Annotated in this window: 14 protein-coding genes; 11 read left to right on the top strand and 3 right to left on the bottom strand. The window is 37.2% G+C overall.

Annotated features, from left to right (window positions below; genetic code table 11):
* The first annotated feature begins 6 nt into the window (after positions 1 to 6).
* A complete protein-coding gene (lpdA, locus tag A9G08_RS01110) occupies positions 7 to 1,431 on the top strand; it encodes a dihydrolipoyl dehydrogenase (protein WP_065561920.1) in 1,425 nt (474 codons plus the stop codon).
* 769 nt (positions 1,432 to 2,200) lie between these two features.
* Here lpdA and A9G08_RS01105 read toward each other — a convergent pair.
* Entirely contained in the window at positions 2,201 to 3,379 is a 1,179-nt protein-coding gene (locus A9G08_RS01105; protein WP_065561919.1) for a carbohydrate porin, read from the bottom strand.
* A gap of 347 nt (positions 3,380 to 3,726) precedes the next feature.
* On the opposite strand from A9G08_RS01105, the gene prfA reads away from it, so the two are divergent.
* From prfA to A9G08_RS01080, 5 genes are all read left to right on the top strand, one after another.
* Positions 3,727 to 4,812: a peptide chain release factor 1 gene (gene prfA, locus A9G08_RS01100; protein ID WP_065561918.1), complete on the top strand. Its 1,086-nt coding sequence runs from the start codon at positions 3,727 to 3,729 to the stop codon at positions 4,810 to 4,812.
* On the top strand, positions 4,809 to 5,645 hold the full coding sequence (gene prmC / locus A9G08_RS01095; RefSeq protein WP_065561917.1) for a peptide chain release factor N(5)-glutamine methyltransferase: 837 nt from the start codon (positions 4,809 to 4,811) through the stop codon (positions 5,643 to 5,645). The genes prfA and prmC overlap by 4 nt, the downstream gene beginning before the upstream one ends.
* Positions 5,646 to 5,662: 17 nt before the next feature.
* Positions 5,663 to 6,517 carry a 3-deoxy-8-phosphooctulonate synthase gene (gene kdsA / locus A9G08_RS01090; RefSeq protein ID WP_065561962.1) on the top strand — a complete coding sequence of 285 codons (855 nt, stop codon included), beginning with the start codon at positions 5,663 to 5,665 and terminating at the stop codon, positions 6,515 to 6,517.
* A 408-nt stretch (positions 6,518 to 6,925) separates the two neighbouring features.
* Positions 6,926 to 8,341 carry an OprD family outer membrane porin gene (locus A9G08_RS01085; RefSeq protein ID WP_081299435.1) on the top strand — a complete coding sequence of 472 codons (1,416 nt, stop codon included), beginning with the start codon at positions 6,926 to 6,928 and terminating at the stop codon, positions 8,339 to 8,341.
* Positions 8,342 to 8,350: 9 nt separating this feature from the next.
* Positions 8,351 to 11,005, top strand: coding sequence for a beta-N-acetylhexosaminidase (locus tag A9G08_RS01080; protein ID WP_065561916.1), 2,655 nt, complete (start codon positions 8,351 to 8,353; stop codon positions 11,003 to 11,005).
* Between the two features lie 77 nt (positions 11,006 to 11,082).
* Here the strand turns inward: A9G08_RS01080 and rraB are convergent, their stop codons facing one another.
* Positions 11,083 to 11,469, bottom strand: a complete 387-nt coding sequence (gene rraB / locus A9G08_RS01075; RefSeq protein ID WP_065561915.1) for a ribonuclease E inhibitor RraB — start codon at positions 11,467 to 11,469, stop codon at positions 11,083 to 11,085.
* A gap of 28 nt (positions 11,470 to 11,497) precedes the next feature.
* On the opposite strand from rraB, the gene rnm reads away from it, so the two are divergent.
* The 4 genes from rnm to rluB all read left to right on the top strand — a co-directional run bounded on the left by rnm (position 11,498) and on the right by rluB (position 14,693).
* The gene (gene rnm, locus A9G08_RS01070; protein ID WP_218058368.1) at positions 11,498 to 12,370 is read left to right on the top strand and encodes an RNase RNM; all 873 of its coding nucleotides are present in this window, start codon (positions 11,498 to 11,500) and stop codon (positions 12,368 to 12,370) included.
* A gap of 65 nt (positions 12,371 to 12,435) precedes the next feature.
* Positions 12,436 to 13,056, top strand: coding sequence for an L-threonylcarbamoyladenylate synthase (locus A9G08_RS01065; protein WP_065561914.1), 621 nt, complete (start codon positions 12,436 to 12,438; stop codon positions 13,054 to 13,056).
* Between the two features lie 29 nt (positions 13,057 to 13,085).
* Entirely contained in the window at positions 13,086 to 13,790 is a 705-nt protein-coding gene (locus A9G08_RS01060) for a DUF3592 domain-containing protein (RefSeq protein ID WP_081299434.1), read from the top strand.
* Between the two features lie 42 nt (positions 13,791 to 13,832).
* A complete protein-coding gene (gene rluB / locus A9G08_RS01055; RefSeq protein ID WP_065561913.1) occupies positions 13,833 to 14,693 on the top strand; it encodes a 23S rRNA pseudouridine(2605) synthase RluB in 861 nt (286 codons plus the stop codon).
* A 303-nt stretch (positions 14,694 to 14,996) separates the two neighbouring features.
* On the opposite strand, the gene A9G08_RS01050 is transcribed toward rluB, so the two are convergent.
* A complete protein-coding gene (locus A9G08_RS01050; protein ID WP_065561912.1) occupies positions 14,997 to 16,013 on the bottom strand; it encodes an amidohydrolase family protein in 1,017 nt (338 codons plus the stop codon).
* 1,307 nt (positions 16,014 to 17,320) lie between these two features.
* Here A9G08_RS01050 and A9G08_RS01045 point away from each other — a divergent pair.
* Positions 17,321 to 18,616, top strand: coding sequence for a hypothetical protein (locus tag A9G08_RS01045; RefSeq protein WP_141673896.1), 1,296 nt, complete (start codon positions 17,321 to 17,323; stop codon positions 18,614 to 18,616).
* Positions 18,617 to 19,125: the final 509 nt, after the last annotated feature.

Below are 19,125 nucleotides of genomic sequence, written 5' to 3'. Positions count from 1 at the left end.
TCAGTTATGAGTCAAGATATCAAAACACAAGTTGTTGTATTAGGTGCCGGGCCAGCGGGTTATTCCGCTGCTTTCCGTGCCGCCGATCTTGGATTAGATGTGACATTAGTCGAACGCTACTCAACCTTGGGTGGTGTTTGCCTTAATGTTGGCTGTATTCCTTCTAAAGCATTATTGCATGTTGCTAAAGTGATGGATGAAGCAAAATCCCTCACCGAGCATGGCATCCATTTTGGAACGCCAAAGTTAGAGCTCGACAAAGTTCGTGCTTGGAAAGAAAAGGTAATCAATCAGCTTACTAACGGGCTGGCCGGCATGGCCAAAATGCGTAAAGTTAATGTGATTCAAGGTGAAGCGCAATTCACCGGTAGTCACACAATGGATGTTACCTCTGCCAAAGGTATAACTAAAATTACCTTTGATAATGCTATTATTGCAGCAGGATCTCGACCAATAACCTTACCATTCATTCCTCATGACGATCCTCGTATATGGGACTCAACTGATGCGTTAGCATTAACTACTATTCCTAAAAAACTACTGTTAATGGGTGGTGGTATTATTGGTCTGGAAATGGGTACCGTATATCACGCATTGGGTTCAGAAGTGGATGTGGTTGAAATGCTAGATCAGGTGATCCCAGCTGCGGATAAAGATGTGATAAAAGTCTTTACCAAACAAATTCAAAAGAAATTTACCTTACGCTTAGAAACTAAAGTAAATACGGTCGAAGCCAAACATGATGCAATCTATGTCACCATGGAAAAGAAAGATGGAACCATCGAAACGCACACTTACGACGCAGTACTAGTGGCGATAGGTCGAGCGCCAAATGGTAAGCTTATCAACGCTGAAAAAGCTGGAGTAAATGTGACCGATCGTGGTTTTATTGAAGTCGATAAACAGATGAGAACTAACGTTCCACATATTTATGCGATCGGTGATATTGTGGGTCAACCAATGTTGGCTCATAAAGGGGTTCATGAAGGGCATGTTGCAGCTGAAGTGATAGCTGGTAAAAAACATTATTTCGATCCGAAAACCATACCATCCATTGCTTACACTGAGCCAGAAGTTGCTTGGGTAGGATTAACAGAAAAAGAAGCGAAAGCAAAAGGTATCGATTATGAGGTCGCCATATTCCCATGGGCAGCATCAGGGCGAGCAATTGCGTCTGATTGTTCAGAAGGGATGACTAAACTAATCTTTAACAAAGCCGATAATCGCCTTCTTGGTGGTGCGGTAGTTGGAGCAAATGGTGGTGAACTTCTTGGAGAGATCACTCTTGCTGTAGAGATGGGCTGTGATGCAGAAGACATTGCACTAACCATCCACGCTCACCCAACCTTACATGAATCAATTGGACTCGCGTCCGAAGTGTATGAAGGTACGGTTACCGATCTACCTAATCCAAAGGCCGTTAAAAAATAAGTAATATCTACTCTTATCATTGAAATAATGCCGTTAGCTTACTGACGGCATTTTATTTTTCTTGCTTGAGAACATTAACATCCCAAACTTACCGATTAAATGAGTAAAAGAGGGGGAGATAACTATCTAATTCATCAGAATAATCTAACCTACTTTTATTATCCTGCGATTTTTAACCGCTAAATTTTTTCACATTATCAGATTAAGTACGAATAAAAAATTACAATTTCAACAATCCTATTTATTAAAAATGATCTAATGATTCGCAAAATGTTAAATTACAATATCAAAAAAAGTTGAGGAGCGGGGTTTTTGAAGGTGTTTTTTGCAAAATCATGGAAAATAAAAATGTAGCCAAAATTCTTTTTTATAATGAGAGTCTTCTAATTGATAGGGAAGATTTGATTTTAATATCTTGCAATTTTTAACCGCTAAATCTTTTCACATTATCGGAGAAGTACGAATAAAAACTTACAATTTCGACAATCCTATTTATAAAAAATGATCTAATTATTCGCAAAATGATAAATCACGATATCAAAAAAGTTGAGGAAAGGGGGTTTTGAAGGTGCTTTTAGCAAAATTATGGAAAATAAAAATGTAGCTAAAATTCTTTTTTATAATGAGAGTCTTCTGATTGATAAGAAAAAATTGATTTTAATATCATTATTAATTGGTTGATCATTTCACCAACTAGCCAAAAGCAATAAAAAAGCCAGTTTTAAAAATAAGCATTAAACTGGCTTAATCGAGAATTTACTTCAACTAATTAAAAGAAGTATTTAAATCTTACACGAGCACCATAACGATCATCGGTGTTATCGCCATGAGATTTACTTCTATCAAGTAATGACCAATAAGCACCTAAATAGATATTAAAGTTATCCATATCTAACACATCATCAATTAGATATGAGGCATTAACAGTATGAATTTTATATTTACCTTTGCTATTTATATGGCCATCTTTAACACGGTTATATGGATTAAATTTCTTGATATCATTGTTAGCAAATAAGTAACCTAAGCCGATTTTTTCCCAAACAATATTTGTGCCAATGGTCATATCTTTTTCATCTTTAGCATTCATATAAGCAAAGCTGGCATTAAATCTGAATCCTGCTGCATCCCAATCGCCTTGATTGTTCCATGAAAAAGTCGCGCCATAACCTGTTCTTTGTGATTGATCGCGGAATTTACCGTTATCATCATGATAACCGTAAGCATTTTTTACCACATTGGTTTCGGCAGCAATTGCGGTTGAAATGCTTTCATTTTTCCAAGATAAAACTGGACGTAAATAGACCACGTTTTTCTTCTTATCAATTTCATAACCATGATAAGCCGATTTATTAAACATTTTCTCGCCATTATTGACCAATGCATTTAACTCAAAATTGACATTATCAAATAGCGGTGTATTTAACTGAATACCGCCACCATTATTACTACGACCACGACCCTCTTTCAACATATAGATATAGCCAAAGCCGTCTTCATATAAATCATTGGCAGTATTACCTGAATATTCAATAAAGGTATCTTGTCCAAGCGGGAACATATCATAAGCTTCATAACGACCTATTTTAATATTCCACTCGTTTTTCTGACCAAAATAAAATGCCGCATCATCCAGATTCACATCACCACCTAAATCTGCTAAGGGTTGCACCACGAATCCAGCAAAGTTTTTGTTGTTAATTTCACGATAGCCATCTAAACCAATCAATATACGACCATTGATATCCCAACGATCTTTGTCAGAAGGTTTATTTTTTTTATCAGCAGTCTCCCTCAAAGAACTAAGTTGCTGTTTGCTACTAGCGGCATCCACATTAAATTCGACGTCTCCATATAACTTTAATTGTCCTTGCGGAGTATCCCATTGAATAGCCGCATTTGCCATTGAACTTAACCCAATCAGACTACACATAAACATCTTCTTCATAAAATTAACTCCTTGAATAGTTATAATATTTAACAACAGTTTTATGTATGCGATAACAAAATTTAAAGCAAAATGGTGGTTCAATTTTAATAAAAGTGTTATTGATTCGTGATGACATCGTTTACAAATGATGTTATATGGAGTTAAGTAAATTTAAAATGACCAAAATTGAAATCTGTGACACGTGTAACATTTTTTATTCAATCTAATAATCATATCCTCACCAATACAGTGCAATTAACAATATTGTTTAGCTTAGCCATAAGTAAGTAGAAACTGTATTTTAAAGGCAATTAAGTATATAATGCCGGGCAAATTCAATTAATCATTATCAAATATATAGAGTTATGAAACCTTCAATTATCAGTAAATTGGAAACGCTACAAGAGCGTTATGAAGAGGTTCAAGCATTACTATCTGATGCAACGGTTATTGCCGATCAAAACCGATTTCGAACCCTTTCAAAAGAATATGCACAATTAACCGATGTGGTTAAGTGCTTTGCTAATTGGCAGCAAACTCAAGAAGATATCGAAACTGCCAAGATGATGCTATCTGATCCTGAAATGAGTGAAATGGCTCAAGAAGAGTTAAATGAAGCCATGGCTCAAGTTGAACAGCAAGAAAAACAATTACAAGTACTCCTGTTACCGAAAGATCCGAATGATGACTACAACTGTTTTGTTGAAGTTAGAGCGGGCACAGGCGGTGATGAAGCTGCAATCTTTGCTGGTGATTTAGCCAGAATGTACACAAGATACGCCGAATCTCGCAACTGGCGTGTTGAAATCATGAGTGCAAATGATGGTGAATATGGCGGTTATAAAGAAGTGATCATGTTAGTCAGTGGTGATGGTGTTTATGGCCACTTAAAATTTGAATCAGGTGGACATCGTGTTCAACGCGTACCTGAAACTGAGTCACAAGGTCGTATTCACACATCTGCTTGTACTGTTGCTGTTTTACCAGAGATTCCTGAAGCAGAAATGCCAGAAATCAATCCAGCGGATTTAAAAATTGACACCTACCGTTCATCCGGTGCAGGTGGTCAGCATGTTAATACCACTGATTCAGCAATCCGTATTACCCATATTCCAACTGGGATTGTGGTTGAATGTCAGGATGAACGTTCACAACATAAAAACAAAGCGAAAGCGATGTCTGTATTAGTTGCACGTATACAAGATGCCGAAGCGCGCAAACGTCAACAAGAAGAAGCATCAACCAGACGTAACTTATTAGGCTCGGGTGATCGTTCAGACCGTATTCGAACATATAACTATCCTCAAGGACGGGTTACTGACCACCGTATAAATCTTACCATTTATCGCTTAGATGAAGTGATGGAAGGTAAATTAGATATGCTAATTGAACCAATAGTACAAGAGTACCAAGCAGATCAGCTTGCAGCGTTATCGGAACAGGATGAATGACCTATTTAGAATGGCTTAAATTTGCGTCGCAAACCTTAACTGAAAGCGAAAGCCCAAAACGTGATGCAGAAATTTTATTGAGTTTTGTAACTCATAGAACACGCACCTTTTTAATGGCTTTTAGTGAAACATCATTAACTGACGATGAAGTCATTGCGTTAGATGCTTATTTAAAAAGACGTCAAGAAGGTGAGCCAATTGCCTACATAACAGGTGAAAAAGAATTTTGGTCATTAAAATTTAATGTCTCTAATTCGACATTAATCCCGCGCCCCGATACTGAAAAGCTTGTCGAACTTGGTTTAGAATATTTACCAAAAGTTCCTTGTGAAGTTCTGGATTTAGGGACTGGAACCGGAGCGATAGCAATCGCCATGGCAACTGAACGTCCTGATTGCTTATTTACCGCAATCGAAAAAAACAAAGATGCGTTAATATTAGCTCAAAAAAATGCCAAGCAAATCGATGTTAATAATGTTTACTTTTTACTGGGTGATTGGTATAAGCCGATAAAAAATCGTAAATTTTCTATGATTACCAGTAATCCCCCTTATATTGATCCAACCGATGTTCATCTATCGCAAGGCGACGTTCGTTATGAGCCTCGCAGTGCATTAGTTTCTGAAGATGATGGACTTGCCGATATTAAAGTCATTGTACAAGGCGCAACTAAACATTTAAATCAATATGGTTGGCTGCTAATCGAGCATGGTTGGAAACAGGGCTTAGCGGTGCAAACTATTTTTAAACAACACGGATTTCAATTAGTCGAAACCTTCACCGATTACAGTGGCAATGACAGAGTCACACTTGGTCGTTGGTTTAAACCTTAACTAGGAATGAGTTTATGATTAAACAAAAAAAAGTAAAAGTAGGTAATATCACGGTAGCTAATGATTTACCGTTTGTATTATTTGGTGGTATGAATGTGCTTGAATCACGCGATTTAGCCATGAAAATTTGTGAACACTATGTCACAGTAACCGATAAACTGAATATTCCTTATATTTTCAAAGCCTCTTTTGATAAAGCTAATCGCTCATCAGTTCACTCTTATCGAGGACCAGGGTTAGAAGAGGGGATGAAAATCTTCCAAGAATTAAAACAGCAATTTGGTATAAAAATTATCACTGACGTTCATACCGAAGAGCAGTGCCAACCCGTTGCAGATGTCGTTGATGTTATTCAATTACCCGCTTTTTTGGCAAGACAAACAGACCTAGTTGTTGCAATGGCGAAAACTGGTGCGGTAATCAATGTCAAAAAACCACAATTTGTTAGCCCAGGACAAATGGGCAATATTGTCGAAAAATTTGAAGAAGCGGGTAATGACCAAGTTATCCTTTGTGATCGTGGTAGCTGCTTTGGTTATGACAACCTTGTTGTTGATATGCTTGGCTTTAACGTAATGAAAAAAGTTAGCAAGGGTTCGCCAGTGATTTTTGATGTAACTCATGCGCTACAATGTCGTGACCCAATGGGAGCAGCGTCAGGTGGTCGTCGTGGTCAAGTTACTGAATTAGCTCGTTCAGGGATGGCGGTAGGTATTGCCGGATTATTCTTAGAATCACATCCTGATCCAAGTCATGCAAAATGTGATGGTCCATCAGCATTACCGTTAGCAAAACTTGAACCATTCTTAAAACAGATGAAAGCCATTGATGAATTAGTAAAAAGTTTTGAAGAGCTAGATACTGAAAACTAATTGCGCTATCAATTCCTAAGAGAGATGTTATACATTTCTCTTTTTTTTACCTATTACTCACCCCATTAAACTTATTCATTTCATTACTAATTCTGCCCTTAATTTCATGACTTAAAAATCATCAAAAAAATAGAGCTTAATTAATTTATCACGTAAAAAAAGAGCCGAAAATCCCACAAAAATAAGCCGAATTTTCATCATTTTGGTGATTTAGATCACGAATTTAGATTAATTAATTTGCGAACTAAAATATGTTTATGCATTATAAAAATGCATATTTGTCCAATCTCGACCTAAATATGTTTCGTAGTTTAGAAAGCAATTCAAAGTAATAACGAATTTAGTTTGGCTTATAGCATCCGATTAAAGCAATTTAGCGGTCAGTTATATAAATATGGGAATGAAATTATGAGTCTGGATAATGCACTTGGTTTACCCTATCGTTTTAATCATTTTACTAAACTTTTTTTATCGATAACCATTTTAAGTAGCATATGCCCCGCACAAGCTCAATATGCTAGTGAATTTATTGATGATGCATCATTAACCGGTAACGTATTTTTTTGGAATCGTGATCGAGAAAGAAAAAATATTGAAGAACATAAATATGAAAAAAACCTCAGGCACTCATCATTCAACACAAATTTAGATTTTAGATCAGGCTATATTGCTGATCACCTTGGTATTGAACTGGGCGGATATGGTGCATGGGAAGTCAGTAACGGTGGCAATGGTCATCCTAATGAAATTGGTTTTAGTGGCGCCCGCACCCGCTGGGATGAGGATTGGAAAAAAGATGTCAGTGGTGTGAGTTTTTATAAAGCACAAGTCAATTTTAAACAAGATGAACGGTTTTGGCTAAAAGCCGGTTTTATTCAGCCATCTGGTCAAACACTATTAGCCCCTCACTGGAGTTTATTACCGGGTACTTATCGAGGTTTTGAATTAGGCACAACGCTCGATTTTGATCAAGCTGGTGCCTTATCGATGTCTTATATGTGGACAGATAAATATAAAGCGCCATGGTACAAACGCCTTTATGAATTTAAACAATGGGGAAAAGGGAAGAAGATTGATTATCTACACTCAGCCGGTTTGAAATATGACTTTAAAAATGATTTAGTGTTAGAAACCGCCTTTGGTCAAGCCAAAAATTACATGAATCAATATTTTGGTAAAGCATCTTATAAAACAGACATGCTTGATAATCCGTTAACCATGAGTTATCAATTTTATGGTGCCAAAGACCAGTCTCATAAAGGGGATAAGGTCTATGACGGCTTAGCATGGTTACAAGCGGCAACATTAGCTTACCAAGTTGGACCAGTTGGTCTACGCCTTGAAGGGGTAGCAATTAAGGCTGAAGGTAAACAAGGCTTCTTTTTACAACGTATGACGCCTGATTATGCTTCATCTAATGGACGACTAGATGTTTGGTGGAACTCACGATCGGACTTTAATGCTAATGGTGAAAAAGCCCTATTTGCTGAAGTGACTTACGATTTAGGGAATCTATCAACGTATCTAACCGGCTGGAGAACGGGGGCATCTTATGCTTTTGGTTGGGATGCAAAACCAAATTCAATAGCAAAAAATCAAAAGAATCGCTTAGTTGAATCAGCTTACAATTTTGATTTAGGCTACACTATTCAAGACACTTGGGCTAAAGACACCTCTTTCCAATTACATTACACCAAATATAATAACCATGAAAATCATATCAACAGTTGGGGTGGTGGATATGGCAACATTTTCCAAGATGAACGAGATATCAAGTTTATTGTCACAATACCTTTCACTGTGTTTCAAGCAAAGCAAAAATAGGGAAATATTATGAAAAAATCTAAAATATTGTTTACTTCAATCGTTTCTCTGCTAAGTTTTGGAGTAGCTTCTTCGGCTTACGCCTCTCAGAAAATTGTTGATGAAATAAGTTCAAAGCTTAGTGTCAAATATACTATTGTTGATAATCAAGCTGGTGAACATGGTGTTGATTGTGCAATTTTAGGTGCTGATTGGGCTTCTTGTTTCAAAGCCACAATCTCGTTAAACAATGATGGCGAAGCTATCAACGACAAAGATTGGGCAATCTATTTTAGTAGTATCAGAATGATATTGGCGGTTGACAATGATCAATTCAAAATCACTCATCTTACCGGTGATCTTCATAAAATAGAGCCAACTGAAAAATTTACCGGATTTCCGGCTAAAGCCAGCATAGATATTCCTATTATCGGTGAGTATTGGCAGTTAAGCGAATCGGATGTTATCCCTCGCTGGTATGTAACATCCACCGACGCCACACCAAAAGTGATCAGTAATACGGAATTGGATGATTTTGTTTCCCTAACTGGTGAACAGAGGAAGCGCACGCCCGATGATCATAATATTCTAATGACGACGGTTAATCGATTTGAACGTAATGCCGATATTAAGCCACTTGATAAAAAGGCCATGCGCGGACAAATTATTCCAACGCCGGTGAAACTTACCCTTGCTGAAAAAGATATACAGCTTGGTAAAAATGGCATTCATCTTCAATTAAAAGGACTTAATGACGCCAGCTTAGCCGTACTCAATCAACAATTTAACAATTTAAATATCCCATTAACGGATAAAGGTTATAAGATTGTAGCAAATATTGATGCGGCCAAATTTAAAAATGGCGTATCAGGTGCTTATCAACTGAATATTGGCGATAAGCAAGCGACTATAACTGCCTTTGATGAACGGGGGATTTTTTATGGTGTAGAATCGATCTTATCGTTGATTCCCGTTAACGAAAACCCAACCATTGCTATGCTAAAAGTCAAAGATTACCCACGCTTTGACTATCGGGGCATTATGTTAGACACCGGACGTAACTTTAAAACAAAGCAAGCGGTGTTAAGATTACTCGATCAAATGGCGAGTTATAAATTAAACAAATTCCATTTTCACCTTAGTGATGATGAAGGGTGGCGAATTGAGATCCCAGGTCTTCCGGAATTGACCGAGGTCGGTAGCAAGCGTTGTCATGATCTGAGCGAAAACAAATGCCTATTACCGCAATTAGGATCAGGGCCTGATAGTGATAATTTAGGTAGTGGCTATTTTAGTCGTGATGATTACATTGAAATTGTCAAATATGCTAAAGATCGCTTTATTGAGGTGATCCCTGAAATTGATATGCCAGCACATGCCAGAGCGGCAATTGTGTCTATGGAAGCACGTTATCAACGCCTAATGCAAGAAGGTAAACAAGCAGAAGCTAATGAGTTTCGTTTAGTTGATCCAAGTGATGATTCAAATACCACAACGGTACAATTTTACGATCGAAAAAGTTACCTAAATCCTTGCTTAGATTCATCTAAACGCTTTGTCGATAAAGTGATCACTGAAATTGCCAAGATGCATAACCAAGCAGGACAACCACTGACTGTTTGGCACTTTGGCGGTGATGAAGCCAAAAATATTCGTCTTGGTCCGGGATATCAAGATATCCACGCAAAAGAGGCGGGTAAAGGCTTAATCGATCAAAGCATTGAAGATCTACCGTGGGCAAAATCCCAAGCCTGCCAAACATTGGTTAAACAAGGCACCATCAAAGATATAAAACATCTACCGAGTTATTTTGCTATTGAAGTCAGTAAAATAGTTAAAAACCATGGCATTAATCACATGCAAGCCTGGCAAGACGGCGTAAAATATGCCGAAAGTGCCAAAGACTTTGCTGTCGATAAAGTCACTGTTAACTTTTGGGACACACTTTACTGGGGTGGTTTTGACTCAGCGAGTGAATGGACCAACAAAGGTTATCAAATAGTGATATCGAATCCTGATTATGTTTATCTTGATTTTCCTTACGAAGTTAATACGTTAGAACCCGGTTATTATTGGGCTACTCGTTTTAATGATGAACGTAAAATATTTAGCTTCGCGCCAAATAACTTACCCCAAAATGCTGAAACATCCGTTGATCGTGATGGAAACCCATTCAATGCTAAAGGCACGTTAGATTGGTCTGGCAGTTACGGCTTATCCGCACAACTATGGAGCGAAATTGTTCGGACTGATAATCAGATGGAATATATGATATATCCAAGGTTAATCGCTGTTGCGGAACGAGCATGGCATCAAGCTGATTGGGAAATTGCTTACCAAAAAGATCGTGAATTTTCGAAAGGAACGACGCATTATGTCGATCAAAACCAATTACTTAAAGATTGGACATTATTTGCTAATTTAGTGGGACAACGCGAATTATCCAAACTTGATTTAGCCAAAATTGTTTATCGCTTACCAACACCGGGGGCGAAAATTGAAAATGGTAAACTCATTGCTAATATCGTCTATCCGGGATTAGCCATTGAATATTCAACTAATCAAGGCGAAAGTTGGCAGCGTTATAAAGGACCCGTTGCCATTAACAATGTTGAACATGTATTGGTTCGTAGTGTCTCTCCAAATCAGAAAAGAACCAGTAGGGCTGTAGGCTTAAAAATGTAAAATATAATTCTTATCCGCTATTTTAGCGGATAAGAATAAATCCCAAAAAGTTGAAGGGTGATTAAGAAGGGGATTAATTAGTGCAAAGTTTCCACATCTTCAGCATCATCATCACTGCCATCCTCGAAGTAGGTTCCCCAACCGTCATAATTAACCCCGAATTGGTTTGCCAATGTAATCACCTGAGCAATTTGATTGTTAATTGACTCAGCATTTAACGGACTTTCAGCGATAATATCAAAACCAATAACAACATTGCCTTCATCATCAACATCCTCATCAGGATCGGTTGCTTCATAGCCTAATTTATAAGCTTCTACCGCCACTTTTTCGAGCTGATCGAAGTTTTGTGATGAGATATGGTGCTCAATAATATACATAGCATGTGGATCACTACCGTCTTCTAAAAGTTCCTGAATAATAGCAAGAGTGTCTTGCTGAGCAAGCTGAATTTGATCTTTCATAATATACCTTTTAGTGGTCGTGCAAATTGTGTGGTATATTACACGTTTAAAAATAATTTTCGAGAAAAAAGTGATTGTTGACTTACATTCGCACACAACTGCATCAGATGGCATCTTAACGCCAACTGAACTGGTTAAAAGAGCTGCAGATAATCAAATCAACATGCTAGCTATCACCGATCACGATACGATCAAAGGTTTGCCTGAAGCAAAAGAGACTATCGCGCGTGAAAACTTACCAGTAAAATTGATTTACGGTGTAGAGATATCGACGATATGGAAAAATAGTGAAATTCATATTGTTGGATTGAATGTCGATATTGAAAATTCGCAGTTGCTTGAATTGTTATTAGCCCAAGAAAAAGGTCGAATTGATAGAGCAATAAGCATTAGTGAAAAATTGGCTAAAGTCAATATTCACGACGCTTATCAACAAGCCCAACAATATTCGAAAGGCGATATCGTTTCTCGAGCCCATTTTGCTCGCTTTTTAGTGGCTAATGGTTATGTCAAAGATATGAAACGGGCATTTAAAAAATACCTAGGCAAAGGTGGTTATGCTTATGTTCCGGCCAATTGTTGCGGTATTGCTGATGCGATTAATGCCATTCATTCTGCTGGTGGACAAGCTGTATTAGCACACCCATCTCGTTATGATTTGACCCTAACTAAATTAAAATTATTAATTAGTGAATTTAAAACATTCGGCGGTGATGCGATTGAAGTTTCACAAAGCCGACAAACACAAGATGATTTACAAAAACTAGCCAAACTGGCAAATGAATTTGAGTTATTGGCTTCGCAAGGCTCTGATTTTCATGATTTGGTTAATTATCTTGATTTAGGTAAAACAACACCATTGCCGGGTAGCGTAACACCTATATGGCATGATTGGGTATAATTAAACCGTGATGAAAAACCCCGTTCCTCACATTTTTTAACCAGCAATCAACAAAGAAGAATATTATGAGCCAAACATTTTATATTCACCCAGATAATCCACAAACAAGATTATTAGATCAAGTTGTCAAAATATTAAATGACGGCGGTGTGATAGCATTTCCGACTGATTCCGGTTATTCGCTAGGTTGTTTGCTTGATAACAAGTATGGTGTAGATCGCATTTGCCAAATTCGCAACCTTGATAAACACCATAACTTCACCTTAATGTGTCGTGATCTATCCGAACTCTCATCTTATGCGTTCGTTGATAACACCACTTTTCGGTTGCTAAAAAACAATACACCAGGAAAATACGTCTTCATCTTACCTGCAAGTAAAGAAGTGCCACGACGCTTAATGAACGAAAAACGCAAAACCATAGGACTTCGCATTCCCGATAATAAAATAGATTTAGCGCTTCTCGAATTACTTGGACAACCTTTAATGACCACCACGCTAATTTTACCTAACGAAAATGAAGCCCAGTCTGATCCTGAAGAGATAGAAGATAAAATCGGTCATCAACTTGATGCCATCGTTCATGGTGGCTATATCAGCGAACAACCAACCACAGTTATTGATCTAACTCACGATTATCCTGATATTATTCGGGAAGGAAGTGGTGATACTTCACCTTTTAAATAAAAAAAATTAAACATTATATAGGGAAAGAAATGAAGAAAATAATGGCACTTATTTTAATTATAAGTATTGGATTAATGTCATTGGTACTCTATCTATCGATAAAACAGATCAATTTTATTAACTCTTCACTAAGTACTACCGGCACCGTTATTGACTTTGAAGAGTCGTATTCAAAAGATTCTAATGGCAATCGATCCGTATCTTATTATCCTATCTTTCAATTTGTTGATACTCAGGAACAAGTCAGAAAGGTTAAATCAAATGTTGGTAGTAATCCTTCAGCTTATCAGAAAGGTGATGTGGTTGATATTATCTATGATCCGCAAAACGCTGATCATGCTAAAATTAACGATACTTTCTCAATGTGGCTTGGAGAAATAATTTTAGGCATACTCGCAAGCCTACTATTTTTAACAAGTGGTGGTTATTTTTATTTTAAATCCAAAAAAAATAAACTAAAACGAGCATTGTTAGCAAGTGGCCGACAAATTGAAGCCAAGATAAATTCGATTGAAAAAAATACTGCATTAACTGTCCGAGGTCGCTCTCCTTACATCATTTATAGTCAGTGGCAAGACAGAACAGCACCCGATGAGATTCATCTTTTTAAAAGTGAAAACATTTGGTTTGATCCAAAACCTTTCATTAATCAAGAGACAATAACCGTCTATATTGATGAAGCAAACCCAAAACGTTATTATGTCGATATTCGTTTTTTACCCAAGGTAAAATAAACCAACTTTAGATAAAGATACCTGTGAAGGTAGCGAGGCAAAATGAAAAAATTGAATTCTGAAAAATTACAAAAAGTATTAGCCAATTTAGGCAATGGTTCTCGTCGTGAGATTGAAGCCATGATCGTAGCTGGCAAAATTAGCGTTGACGGTAAAATAGCAACGCTAGGTGATCGCGTTGACGTCAATGCCAACCCTAAAATCCGTATCAACGGCCACTTAGTCCAGTTAAGAAGCAAAGAAAAAGAAGTCTGTCGCGTACTAGCTTACTATAAACCAGAAGGGGAGATCTGCTCTCGCCATGATCCGCAAGGTCGTGCAAACGTATTTGAACGATTACCACGAATAAAAAACGCACGCTGGATCAATATTGGTCGGCTTGATATTAATACCTCTGGATTATTACTCTTCACCACCGATGGCGAACTAGCCAACCACCTTATGCACCCAAGGCATGAAATCGAACGGGAATATGCGGTACGAGTATTCGGCAATATTACCGACCAACAACTGAATCAACTTCGCAAAGGTGTACAGCTTGAAGATGGTCCAGCTGCATTTAACTCTATCAAACCACAAGGTGGGGATGGCTTAAATCAGTGGTTCAATGTGGTTATTACTGAAGGTCGCAACCGAGAAGTCCGTCGCATGTGGGAAGCCGTAGGTGTTCAAGTTAGCCGATTACTCCGAATTCGTTATGGTAATATCACCTTACCGAAAGGTTTATCTAGGGGTACATGGATGGAACTAGGCATAGACTCGGTTAATTACTTACGACAATTAGTAGGCTTACCAGAGGAACTGAAAAGCTTTACCAGCAAATCAACCTCAGAAAAACGCATTCCAAAACGGGTAAAACTCAATCCAAGAACGAATAAACGTGTAAGCAAAACTCGCATTTAAATTGCGATTAACCCTTAAATAAAATATTATTTAAGGGTTAAAAATCAATCCGCCAACCAATCTTAACTTCTTTCATCAAGATGATCCCATTTTATCAATAGACCCATGAATTAAAACAATTATACGCATAATCTATCTTCAAATTTCTACAACTTTAATCAAAGCAGATTAAATAGTGAAAAGACGATACGTAAGTAAGCTAAAAATAAAAAAATAAAGAGAAATGAAAACTATCGTCTATAAACAAAAAAATCCCACAAAAAGTGAGATTTTATAAAAATTTAAAATCAGATTTCTAGGCAATTATTCAAGCCCTAAAACCATTCGCCCATTTTTGGTTGCAACATTCACCACATTATCTAAATCAGTATAACGACAACCCGTCACGAGTAATTTAAGCTCTTCCCACATATTACCGGTTGAAAAAGGTAACATATAATCACTCACATTATCCGTACCGATAGCAACAGGAATACCCGCAGCAGCCAGTTCATCCACAGGCGTTAAAGAATTACGAGTAGGGCCATGTTCTTCACGACGAGGGCTATCAATCCAAGCAAATGGACAAGCAATCACCATCATCTTTGCCTCTTTCATTTTTTGATAAAGTTTTTGGCGATATTCCAAACTATGCGCAGTAATCGAAATACTATGAATAGCGACCACCTTACCATGCATACCATGCTCAATAGTTTTATCGGTAAGTTGCTCAGTCTCGATCTCATCTGATGAATTAAATTGATCAACATGCACATGTACCATTTTGCCTAATGATTTACCTGTTTGCATCAACACATCTAAATGGACAAGCCCCATACCTTCACCATGATCACGCTCATCACGACGAGGCAAGCCACCGATAATATCCACTAAATCAGCCCCTTTATCAAACCAATAACGCGCCTCTTTATCAATAACCCCTTTAAGCGTTTGGTTCACTAATTTAATGGTAATATCTTTTTTATACGTCTCACGCGCACGCAGAGCACCTCGAATCGCCCGTTCCTCAGCAATCGGATCAATATCAACAAACGACCCCATTGCTGACACACCTTGCTCAATCATCCGCTCAACAGCCATGCTAAAATGGCGATAATAATCATCTTCACTCATAGCGGCTTTTACTTTATCCAGCGTATCCCATTTCTCAATCAACGTCTGTTTTTGATAGACATCAAAACTATCAACCGTAATGGTAAAAGCACGGTCTGCGTGCATATGTGAATTAACCCAACCACCATTTTGCTTAATTTTATTCATCAAATATGCTTTTAAACTTTGATCTCGACTCGTTGTTAACAGGGTTTTACTATCGGTCATAATGGGCCTCTACAATTGAGTTACTTTTAAAATTAATTGGACAAAAAAAATCCCCCAAAAAGGAGGATCAAACTACTTTACATTCATTATTGTTTAGGACTGCAAAATTACAATTTGTCATAAATAGTTAACTTTAATCTTGAATAAATTGCAGAGGATTCTAATCATTTGAATGATAAGATCAAGCACTTTAAATTAAAAAATATTTAAACAAATGAAATGGTTAAAGTATTATTTTTGAGATTTTAACCCAACCAAATCATCATAAAATAGTCTATAGTTTCTAAACAACTAACCCAAACTTAGCTAACTGATTATTTAATAATAATTAACGAGAGTCGAAAAAATGAGATTAACATCATCAATGTAAAAATAATTGAGGAGTCTATACCGTCACAATATTGTATTGACTGCAAATTTAATAATTTATCAGCACAAAACAATAAAAGGGTTAATTCCAAACTCAACACACCAAATTTAACACCAATTTTTACTAATCAAGGTGAGATTCAGAAAAATTAGTCAGACTTTTAGAAAATCTCAACAATATTGGACAATCATTAAACCCAGTGAACGCCTTCTACACAATATTCTTAATCCCAATAAATAATATCTAAAGACAGCTTAAAAGCGTTGAAAACGGATAATCTTTTTAATAAAAAAGTTGAGGAGTGGGATTTTTGATCTTCTAAATTCCATTTCAAAATTATTTAATGATCAACGTCATTGATTTTAAACTCAAAGATAAAATTTTCAGGATCAATAATCACATTTTTAAAGATTTGTAATTGCAACATCTTCAATTAAAACAGCAATTAACCAAATATCATTTTGATCCTATTTAGATCTTATTTACTAAAGTTAACGCAAATGAGCGAAAAAAGTGTTGCAACGTGTTTTTCCAATCACTATACTTTTTACGCGGTTTAGTTACGAGGCTAAAACGTAGCTTAGAAGTGTAAAATTTCAAATAAATCAAAAAACTACTTGACAGGATTGTCGTACATGTTCTATAATTTTCAACAGGCAACAGGCAACAGGCAACTTGGCCAACCTATAATTTAAATTCGTCTAAGTTCAGCTCCCATCTTAAATTTTTTACTGACGTTTATTTTTCTGCGCAGTCAAGTGAAATTCTGCGAATTTTCGCGCGATCGCTTCCGCGATCCTCTTTTCGATCGTTTTCCGGATCCATTTTCAGATCCTTTTCGCGATCCTTTTTCGGATCCTGTTTTCGATCTTTTTCTAAATTATCCCGGCAGATTGTTTTTTTCGTGGTCTTTTTCCTTCCTTTTTCGGGTCACGCATTGACTTCACAGACAACTAGGAATGCGATACAGGGTAGTGCGCCGTATTTGACTTTCGACGGCGGTCGTACTCGTGTTGTTGATGCTAACGGTCTGCTTGGGATTACACTATCTGATGGTACACATTATACGCCTTCTACGAATACTTCATCTGATTCAAGACCTATCGTCTTGCCCGTTGAGGGGCAGAGTTTTGCTGATATTGGTATGTTGGTTCCTAATAGTGCTAATTCAGTCGATTTAAGTACACTTATCGGTCCACCTTATAATTATTGGGGGGATGATGATGGTGATAATGACATTAATGCTACTGGTTCGTTAAGTTTATCTATCTTAGATAGATTTAATCAAGCTATATCACGTAATTCCGTGTTAATGGCTTGTAATTCTCCTTATGTTATTATATTATCCAGTACTAACGGTACATTATCCACACGTTATGGTGTTCCTAATCGTATTGATTTCAGTGCTCGTAATGCGTATTATCACGTAATTCCTAAGACTACGCCGGTGCTTTGTTTTGTAAGACCTGCTTCGAATAGTGGTATAGATGGTCCTTCTTCGATGTGGAACCCTAGAGGTGGTTTTATCCCTCAGTCAACTGACCCATCACATTACGGTTTAAACTTTCCTACAACTGGCGCTAATGGACTGTACTTTGAATTAAATATTAGAGGTAGTCTTCAGCCATTGTCTTGGTCTTCGTCTCCTGTTTCTCAGGGTGGTATCACAGTCACAATGTCTAATCCTACTGCTACACGCGTTCGTGTTACTTTAACTGGTCCTTATGCTACCACATCCCAGCATAATTCAGACAATCCTGGTCGTGTTCCCACTCCATCTTTGCCTCAGACCTTCGAGTTGGTTGGTCGTGACCGTCAAGGTAATCCTGTCGTTAAATATGGTTTTACTTTGAAGCAGTGGTTTGTTCACCGTGGTGATAAGGCTGATACTTATCCTAATACTTTATCTTGGTGTAATAGTATTGGTTATCGAATGCCTCGCGTAAAGGATTTAACCAACGCTGTTCATACTTATCCTGGTGTAGTCGTACCTAGTGCCACCCCTTCCTCACCAGGAAATGAGTTTATGCGTCATATAGGTTCTGGCTTTTTCTCGGAGTGGGGCGTTATGTCTTACTATCGCGTTGGCTTCATCAGCCATTGGCACTGGACTAGTGACCCCTATGTCTATGGTAATGCCCAGGATACCAATTTTGTCGTGCAAACAAACTCCGGTCATGTGAATGGGTACTCCTATCCTTATCCCCACCCGGGGCTTTGTGCTTATCCTTAGTTCTTATTTCTTCGTCCTTAATCCATAATCCATAATCCTTAGGGCGGGGGTGGGAGTGATAAAAAATAGTATTAGGTGATTAAAAGTAAGCTACGAGTCAACGTCGTTTAGCCATAAAAAAAGCGATTTTGTGGCTTAGCGACGTTTGAATTACCCGCCTAGGCGGGTTTATTTTTTAGGTATTTTATCGCAAAAAAAGTTGAGGAGCGGGGTTTTTGGGGTTTTAAATTTCACTTAAAAATTATTTAATGATCAACATCATTAATTCTAAATGCTAAGATAAAATTTTTCAGGATCAATAATTATAATTACTAAAGTTTTGTAAATGCTATATTTACAATTAAAACAATAGGTAGTCATTTTCTGATCATGGTTTTTCATAAAAATCTTTACGAAAGTTAACGATCTAAAGTAAAAAAAGTATTGCACCGTGTTTTTTCAGTCACTATACTTTTTACATAATTTTAGCGGGATAGCTAAAACAATAAATAAAAAAATATTAAATAAAT

Origin of the sequence: Gilliamella sp. wkB195, from assembly GCF_001690445.1 — a bacterium.
Classification (GTDB): Bacteria; Pseudomonadota; Gammaproteobacteria; order Enterobacterales; family Orbaceae; genus Gilliamella; species Gilliamella apicola_E.
This window is presented reverse-complemented; position numbering and strand designations above follow the sequence as displayed.

Bases quoted from the DNA above. Each gene is read 5' to 3' on its own strand.
- A9G08_RS01050 (WP_065561912.1), bottom strand. From the start codon at position 16,013: ATGACCGATAGTAAAACCCTGTTAACAACGAGTCGAGATCAAAGTTTA.
- A9G08_RS01080 (WP_065561916.1), top strand. From the start codon at position 8,351: ATGAAAAAATCTAAAATATTGTTTACTTCAATCGTTTCTCTGCTAAGT.
- prmC (WP_065561917.1), top strand. From the start codon at position 4,809: ATGACCTATTTAGAATGGCTTAAATTTGCGTCGCAAACCTTAACTGAA.
- A9G08_RS01085 (WP_081299435.1), top strand. From the start codon at position 6,926: ATGAGTCTGGATAATGCACTTGGTTTACCCTATCGTTTTAATCATTTT.
- lpdA (WP_065561920.1), top strand. From the start codon at position 7: ATGAGTCAAGATATCAAAACACAAGTTGTTGTATTAGGTGCCGGGCCA.
- prfA (WP_065561918.1), top strand. From the start codon at position 3,727: ATGAAACCTTCAATTATCAGTAAATTGGAAACGCTACAAGAGCGTTAT.
- A9G08_RS01060 (WP_081299434.1), top strand. From the start codon at position 13,086: ATGAAGAAAATAATGGCACTTATTTTAATTATAAGTATTGGATTAATG.
- A9G08_RS01065 (WP_065561914.1), top strand. From the start codon at position 12,436: ATGAGCCAAACATTTTATATTCACCCAGATAATCCACAAACAAGATTA.
- A9G08_RS01105 (WP_065561919.1), bottom strand. From the start codon at position 3,379: ATGAAGAAGATGTTTATGTGTAGTCTGATTGGGTTAAGTTCAATGGCA.
- rluB (WP_065561913.1), top strand. From the start codon at position 13,833: ATGAAAAAATTGAATTCTGAAAAATTACAAAAAGTATTAGCCAATTTA.
- rraB (WP_065561915.1), bottom strand. From the start codon at position 11,469: ATGAAAGATCAAATTCAGCTTGCTCAGCAAGACACTCTTGCTATTATT.